At 69.6% G+C, this 6,435-nt stretch carries 10 protein-coding genes and 1 pseudogene; 5 read left to right on the forward strand and 6 right to left on the reverse strand.

Features of this window, described 5'->3' with window-relative positions:
* The 3 genes from IEY61_RS30585 to IEY61_RS30595 form a co-directional block, all read right to left on the reverse strand.
* Nucleotides 1–250, reverse strand: a 250-nt coding sequence (locus IEY61_RS30585; protein ID WP_229706624.1) for a hypothetical protein, incomplete at its 3' end; no start/stop codon positions are given.
* Between the two features lie 417 nt (nucleotides 251–667).
* A complete protein-coding gene (locus tag IEY61_RS30590) occupies nucleotides 668–1,786 on the reverse strand; it encodes a Gfo/Idh/MocA family protein (protein WP_189050783.1) in 1,119 nt (372 codons plus the stop codon).
* Nucleotides 1,756–2,463, reverse strand: a complete 708-nt coding sequence (locus IEY61_RS30595) for a ThuA domain-containing protein (RefSeq protein WP_444543365.1) — start codon at nucleotides 2,461–2,463, stop codon at nucleotides 1,756–1,758. Before IEY61_RS30595 ends, IEY61_RS30590 begins: the two co-directional genes overlap by 31 nt.
* Nucleotides 2,464–2,750: 287 nt before the next feature.
* Between IEY61_RS30595 and IEY61_RS32255 the strand changes: the two genes are divergently transcribed.
* The 4 genes and pseudogenes from IEY61_RS32255 to IEY61_RS32045 all read left to right on the forward strand — a co-directional run.
* Nucleotides 2,751–2,927 carry a MerR family DNA-binding transcriptional regulator gene (locus tag IEY61_RS32255; protein ID WP_373293250.1) on the forward strand — a complete coding sequence of 59 codons (177 nt, stop codon included), beginning with the start codon at nucleotides 2,751–2,753 and terminating at the stop codon, nucleotides 2,925–2,927.
* A gap of 15 nt (nucleotides 2,928–2,942) precedes the next feature.
* The gene (locus IEY61_RS32260; RefSeq protein WP_373293251.1) at nucleotides 2,943–3,155 is read left to right on the forward strand and encodes a MerR family transcriptional regulator; all 213 of its coding nucleotides are present in this window, start codon (nucleotides 2,943–2,945) and stop codon (nucleotides 3,153–3,155) included.
* 523 nt (nucleotides 3,156–3,678) lie between these two features.
* On the forward strand, nucleotides 3,679–4,281 hold the full coding sequence (locus IEY61_RS30605) for a nucleotidyltransferase family protein (protein ID WP_229706628.1): 603 nt from the start codon (nucleotides 3,679–3,681) through the stop codon (nucleotides 4,279–4,281).
* A 9-nt stretch (nucleotides 4,282–4,290) separates the two neighbouring features.
* A pseudogene (locus IEY61_RS32045) lies at nucleotides 4,291–4,476 on the forward strand (hypothetical protein); the annotation flags it as partial.
* 29 nt (nucleotides 4,477–4,505) lie between these two features.
* Here the strand turns inward: IEY61_RS32045 and IEY61_RS31700 are convergent.
* Nucleotides 4,506–4,658, reverse strand: coding sequence for a hypothetical protein (locus IEY61_RS31700; protein ID WP_229706630.1), 153 nt, complete (start codon nucleotides 4,656–4,658; stop codon nucleotides 4,506–4,508).
* Between IEY61_RS31700 and IEY61_RS31705 the strand changes: the two genes are divergently transcribed.
* Nucleotides 4,644–4,787 carry a hypothetical protein gene (locus IEY61_RS31705; RefSeq protein WP_229706632.1) on the forward strand — a complete coding sequence of 48 codons (144 nt, stop codon included), beginning with the start codon at nucleotides 4,644–4,646 and terminating at the stop codon, nucleotides 4,785–4,787. The two genes, IEY61_RS31700 and IEY61_RS31705, sit on opposite strands and share 15 nt — an antisense overlap.
* 82 nt (nucleotides 4,788–4,869) lie before the next feature.
* Here IEY61_RS31705 and IEY61_RS30615 read toward each other — a convergent pair whose 3' ends face one another.
* Both IEY61_RS30615 and IEY61_RS30620 read right to left on the reverse strand, forming a co-directional pair.
* On the reverse strand, nucleotides 4,870–5,583 hold the full coding sequence (locus IEY61_RS30615) for a hypothetical protein (RefSeq protein ID WP_189050787.1): 714 nt from the start codon (nucleotides 5,581–5,583) through the stop codon (nucleotides 4,870–4,872).
* A 58-nt stretch (nucleotides 5,584–5,641) separates the two neighbouring features.
* Nucleotides 5,642–6,211, reverse strand: a complete 570-nt coding sequence (locus IEY61_RS30620) for a hypothetical protein (RefSeq protein WP_189050790.1) — start codon at nucleotides 6,209–6,211, stop codon at nucleotides 5,642–5,644.
* Between the last annotated feature and the right edge of the window lie 224 nt (nucleotides 6,212–6,435).

A 6,435-nucleotide genomic window follows, 5' to 3' on the forward strand; every position in this document is an offset into this window, starting at 1 on the left:
TAGCCGCCTCCGACTTCGCCGGCGGATGCGCCGCGAGCAGCTTCTGCTTGCCCCGCACGTCCGCCTTCAGTGCCGCGAACTTCGGATCCGCGTTGGGGCCTGGCCGCCGCCCGGTCCCCGCGTCCGCACCAGGAGCCAAACGCTGCACCGGTACATGAATCGACGGCTCGACAGCGGCGGTCCCGTTCGGCGCCACGGGCGGGACGGTCGGCAGAGTCAACGCCGAACCGGTACGCCGCTGCGCCAGCATGGCAGCCACCGCCCGATTGCCGGCAGCCGACTGCAATCGCTGCGCTACTGCGACGCTTACTGCGGCCCGGGGCGCACCCGGACGGGCGGGCGGAACTGGCTCGACGCTGGTGCCCGAGGATGGCCGCAACTCATGCTCGGGAGGTCGGGACGGCGGCGCCTCGGGGCGGTGCGACGGATCCCGGGCGGCGCCCCGGTCGTGGGCCGATGTAGTCACTCGTACCCCCAGTCGGGACACGACAGCATTGATTACGCTTCGACAAGTGTCTGTCGCCCTCAGCGATCAACTGACGAGCACGTAACCATCCATAAGGCCAGTCATCCATGCCTCTTCGGGCAACGCGAGATCATCGTCCGCGCCGGTCACAGCGGCGAATTCTGGGCCACTGGCTACTCCGGACCCTGAGCCCCGGCGTCCTCAGCGCCCGGGCGCGTGGGCTGACAGCCAGTACTCGGTCGGGGTGAGCGGGACGGGTGCGGGGCGTTCGACCGCCGTCGTCAGTTCGACCCGCCGGCCCTCGGCGGCCGAACGGAGCAGGGCGGTCATGATGTCGAGTACGTGCAGCGCCACCTCACCGCTGGCCCGTGGCGGACGCGTCTCGTCGGCCCGGACCAGGTCGATCAGGCCGACCCCCCGGGAGGCGGCGACGTAGCCGGCCCGCGGTTGCAGGACGCGCCACCCGGGGCCGTCGAGCGCGAGATGGCGGACCTCGCCGTCGAAGTTGTTCGGATCGGGTACGACGAGGGTGCCGTTCTCCCCCTGCACCTCGATCGGCGCGGCCGTCGTCGCGACCCCGTCGAAGCTGGTCGTGAGGGTGGTCAGGGCACCGTCCACGTGTTCCAGCACACCGGTCACGTGGGTTGGCACCTCGACCGGGATCCGCTGCCCGAGGCGGGGGCCCGAGCCGATGACCCGGGCATCACGCAGCTGGCTGGCCGCCCCGATCACCGCGCGGACCGGCCCGAGCAGGTGGACCAGCGCCGAAATGTAGTACGGCCCCATGTCCATCAGTGGGCCGCCGCCCGGGGCGTAGTAGAAGCCGGGGTCAGGGTGCCAGCGCTCGTGGCCCGGGGTGACCATGACGGCCGATGCGGCCAGCGGGCGCCCGATCAGTCCACCATCGATCGCCGCTCGGGCGGTCTGCGTACCGGTGCCCAGGACGGTGTCCGGCGCGCAACCGACGCGGACGCCGGCCGACGCCGCCCGGTCGATGATCGACCGGCCCTCCGCAAACGTGACGGTGAGCGGCTTCTCGACGTAGACGTTCCTGCCGGCGTCGATCGCCGCGCCCGAGATCTCGGCGTGCGCCGCCGGGATCGTGAGGTTGAGCACCGTCGCCACGTCGGGGTGGTGCAGCAGTCGCTCGACACTCACCGCTTCGGCGCCGGGAATCGTGGCGGCGGCAGCGACGGCCCGGGCCGCGTCCAGGTCAGCCACCGCGACGACGCGCACCGTGGGATGGTCGGCGAGCGTGTTCAGGTACGCGCGGGAGATGACCCCGAGACCTACGATGCCGACGCCGTGCGGGTCGCCCACACCATCCCCCTCTCGATGACGGTACGGACGCATCCGTGCTCCAGCACGTCGAGGCTGTGTCCCGGGGTCGTCACGACGATCCGCCCGGCGCCCCAGTGGCGGGTCCAGATCGCCGGCGAGGTGACCGGCCGGTGCCACGGGTGCCACTCCTGCGTCGGATGGGTGGTGGTGGCCAGTACCTCGATCAGGTCGTCGTGCAGCACCCAGTACTGCTCGGTGACCAGGTCGAAGTCCTCGATCCCGGCGGTGATCGGATGCTCCCGGCCGAGGTCGGTGATCTTGATCGAGTGGGGCAGGAAGTTGTCCTTCTCTCCGCCGCTTCGTTCGCACGGCTGAATGCCTGGATGGGTGGCGAACTGGCCGCCCACCAGGTGCAGGTAGTCCGAGGAGGCGCGGAACGAGTCGGCGATGCCGCCGTGCCAGCCGGTGAAACCCGTCCCGGCGGCGACCGCCGCAGCCAGACCCGCCACCTGCTCGCCGGTGATCTGCGACATCGTCATGCACTGCACGATGAGGTCGGTATCGGCCAGTTCGGCGGCGTCGGCGTAGATCTCCGTCGACCCCTCCACCCGTACCGCGTATCCGCTGCGTTCGAGGAACGGGATGAACAGGTCAGTCGCCTCGACCGGCCGGTGCCCCTCCCATCCGCCCCGGACCACAAGGGCTCTCCGCCGCACCACACCCGCTCCCTCCCCGGTCCGTCGCCCCGGGCCACCGCTTCCGCCCGGCCGACGCCCGCACCTATCCGATCATCGATAACCGTACCCGGGCCGCCACCCTATCGGCCCTCGCCCGAGGTGGCTTCCGGTGCCGGCACTGCTGTCGGCCGCCGGGCGGTGCCACCAACAGGAGTCAAAGAAGTTCCTCAGGGCGGCTGTGGCGTCGCCGATGGCGACTTCTGCGTCGTCGAACGGGTGGCGCAGGAACTCGTGGATCATCCCGTCGTAGCGCTTGAAGCCGCGACGTGCCGCGCACGGCAGAACTGGACATCGCCGAGGTCGCCGAGCAGACCGGGACAACGGCATCAGCGCTCAGGTTCTACGAACGGCGTGGACTGATCCGGTCGAGCGGGCGCAACGGCTTACGCCGGACATTCAGCCCCGACATCATCGACCGGATCGCGCTCATCGGTTGTGCGTAAGCTGCCGGGTTCACCTTGGCGCAGATCGCGCGTTTCCTCGTCGCGAGTCCCGGCGACGCCGAGTTGCGCGAGCGGATGGCGGAAAAGGTTCGAGAGCTGGACCAGGACATCGCTCGCCTCACACGCATGCGCGACAGCCTCCGGCACGCCTCCGCCTGCACCCACACCCCGCTGATCGAATGTCCCGAGTTCAAGTCCCACATCAGGGAAGGAGACGCAGCATGGTAGGCCCGCTCTGCCCGTGGACGCCCGTTCGTGTACCCGGGATGTGCGAGGGACCGGCGCAGGAGCAGGCTAGTCCTCACCAGGCTGAGCAGCCTGGTCCTGCTGCTGCAGATGCGCCAACGCCAGCCTGGCAGCCGCCTACTGTCCGCGACCGCCCCCCAGAAAGGAGCGCCACCCAAGCTCCTACGACCAACGGTCGGCCCCTCGTCGAGTCCGGCCGCCAGCCACATCGGCAATTGCCGTCAGGCTTTCTCCAGGATGGCCTTACGCGAGAACCTTACTGCGGCACAGCCCTGGCAGTGGAGGTGCATGCTTTCGCCGGCACGGTCACGGAGACGACGATCGTGGTCGGCGAGGGCCAGGCGGTCGCGGAGCTACCCAACATGGACCTGGGCCCAACAGCAGCCGCAGTGCTACACCTGCTTCTCGGCGGTGCCGCGGGTCGCCCGAATCTCATGACCACTCAACGAGATGCCGACCCGACCGGGACGGACGGCCGATCTGGCGACAACGCGACGCCGGTGTCATGAGCGGCATGGGGATTGAGGGGAACGATGTCACGCATGCTCTGGCGGGACTGATTCAGTCGAGCGCGTGGATGATCCGGGTGTTGGCAACGGTGCGCGATACACAGATTCCTGATGCCTGGGTGGGTGCGGGTGTGCTTCGTGATCTCGTGTGGGGCGAGCGGTACGGATCCGGCTTCTCGCCCGAGCAGGTGCGTGACGTTGACGTTGCCTACTACGACCCCGGTGATCTCGGGCGAGCCAACGACCACCAGACCACCGCGCGGTTGCACGAACGGTGGCCGCAGGTTCCGTGGGAGGCGCGTAACCAGGCTGCTGTCCATACTTGGTACCCGCGTAGGTTCGGCGGTGGGCCCGTTGAGCCGCTGACGTCCATCGCCGACGCGGTGGCGACCTGGCCCGAGACCGCCACCGCTGTCGCCGTACGACTCTCCGCCGACGGTGAGGTTGAGGTCTGCGCTCCGCTCGGCTTGACCGACCTGCTGGATGGCGTCTGGCGGCGCAATCCCCGACGCGCGAGCCTCCAGACGTCCCTGGACAGGCTCGCCCGCCATCAACCCCACCATCGCTGGCCCGGGGTCACCGTTATCCCGCCTGCATAAGGTGGCCCCAGTCGGCCACGGACCGGCGACGGGCCACGGACCGTACGCGGCGGAGCTGCCGACCTCTACCCGTGGCAGGGCTGCGACGAACGGCTGCTGCTCTGCGCCGCCCGGGACGAGCAGGCCGACCTCACGGCGGTCCGCCCGGTCGCACCGTCGGCTGATGATCTACGAAGAGCACCGGGGGTGGATTAGCGCTCCACCCCCGGACTTCGCCCGTCGGATCAGGCCACTCGTCGGAACAGGGCGGCGAGCGCCTGGCCGCCACCGATGCACATGGTGACGACGCCGAGTTCGAGGTCGCGGCGGACGAGGTCCTTGGCCACCCGCAGGGAGAGAATCGCGCCGGTGGCGCCGACCGGATGTCCGAGGGCGATGGCGCCAGCCTGCGCTGGGAGTCGAACGCCAGCACCAACCGCAAGTACACGGAGGTCTGGGTCTGCCTGGGCTACGCGCGGCCTGAAGACTACTCGGGCCGCTGCGAGGTGATCGTGGCCGGCAACTGAGCCAGCCAACGCCGGGCGGAAGGCTTTTAGCCGTCCGCCCGGTCGGCTGATGACGCGCCGACCTGATTCCCGCCGCGGTGTTTCAAACCAGGAGGCTTTCCCGCATCCTTGCGCCCACATTGATTCCGCCGACCACCTGAGGACCGGTTGGATCGTGGACATCGAGGGTGTTGTTGCGGCGCATCACCTCGCGGATCGGAGGCGGCAGCCGGGGCGGGTCGTCGATGGCCGCGAGAACCTGCCCAGCGGTCGAGATCAGTCGATCAGCCAGGGCTGCGGCATCGGTGTCCACCCGTACCTGGCCGTACTCCCAGCCGACGGTGGTGAGGTCGAGCACCTCGAACACGCGGGCCAGGAGTGGGGTCGGGTCGGTCACCTGGCCGAGCCGGGCCGCGCGGCTGCCGACCACCGCGACGGCAGCGGCCACCTGCGCGTACGGGTGGAGGCCGCACGGCAGCGCGAACAGGGGCCACCGCAGCGCCGGTCCGGCCTCCTTCCACAGCGGCCGGTAGTTTCGGCGGTGCACCAGGAGCCGCCGGCCCGTCCGTCGGTGCACGTCGTGGGCTTGGGCCTGCAGGTCCGCGTGAGCCTCGTCGGCGGCCTCGCTCACAATCCGGGCCGCCACCACCAGGCCGTCGTCGTCGTTCAACAGCCGGGTGATCGCTTCGACCTGTTCCGGAAACCGGACCTGCAAGCCGGCGCCGTACCGGTGCCGGACGTCGGCCAGCAGTGCCTGCTGCCGCCCTGGATCCAGCTGGACTCGCCTTCTACCCAGCAACTGCCGGAGCCAACGCATCTCGCCTCGTTTCAAGCCGCCGCGAACCGCGGCAATGCTAGTGCCTCCAGCCTCCGAGTCATCGAAGCGGCGGTTGCCGACTGTCGCTCACAGGACAGGTGGCGGTGGCAACCCTGCGCCCGGCGCCGTCGAGCGCGGTCACCGTCGGCGGCCGGCGAGAGCCCCAGACCACGATCAGATGACCGTGGTACGGGATGGGCAGACGGCGGCCGTTGACCTGCAGCTCTGCGATCCCATGGCCGACGAGCACCGCCGTCGTGCGCACCCACGGCGTGCCCCACGGCAGCAGGCGGTTGCCGCGCGCGACACCAGCACTCCCATTCAGCGCCATTTCGTACGGCGTGAGGCCGTCGCGGGCCCGTTCAAAGTCGTACGCGGTGGGGTCGTCGCCGTTTGACGACGAGCCGCCGCCGAGCATCCGCCAGGCTCCGTGGTCATCGACGACCAGCAGGTGCGTCTCATCCCAGTAACATCCAACGCCACGGCGAAGAAACCGGGTGGCGGCGACATCGCCGTCCACGTCGACTGCGACTGGCGCGAATCGACGGCGTCGGCTCAACCGCACCGGGCGGTCCGGCACCCCCGAAGTGATCAAACGCAGGCTCTCGGCCAGGGCGTCGTACGCCACCCGCCGAACCTACCCCCCACCGCGCCCACCGAAGTCGCCAGCAGCAATCTTGGACACTTTCTGCCCCCAAAGGGCTCGCAGAGTAATAACACGCTGATTCCCGAGCTTCCGGTCGCGGATGTGGTATGTGAACGTTGATCGGGTAGCCCGTCGTTCTGGCGCTGGTCAGGTTCTGTTTCGGCGTGGCGGGACTGGTGTATCCCGCCGAGGCTGTCCGGATCCGC

This window comes from Micromonospora sonchi (genome assembly GCF_014646235.1).
Lineage (GTDB): Bacteria > Actinomycetota > Actinomycetes > Mycobacteriales > Micromonosporaceae > Micromonospora > Micromonospora sonchi.

Coding starts and splice junctions, on each gene's coding strand:
- IEY61_RS30605 (WP_229706628.1), top strand. CDS start 3,679: ATGAGCGGCATGGGGATTGAGGGGAACGATGTCACGCATGCTCTGGCG.
- IEY61_RS31705 (WP_229706632.1), top strand. CDS start 4,644: ATGTCCGAGGGCGATGGCGCCAGCCTGCGCTGGGAGTCGAACGCCAGC.
- IEY61_RS30615 (WP_189050787.1), bottom strand. CDS start 5,583: ATGCGTTGGCTCCGGCAGTTGCTGGGTAGAAGGCGAGTCCAGCTGGAT.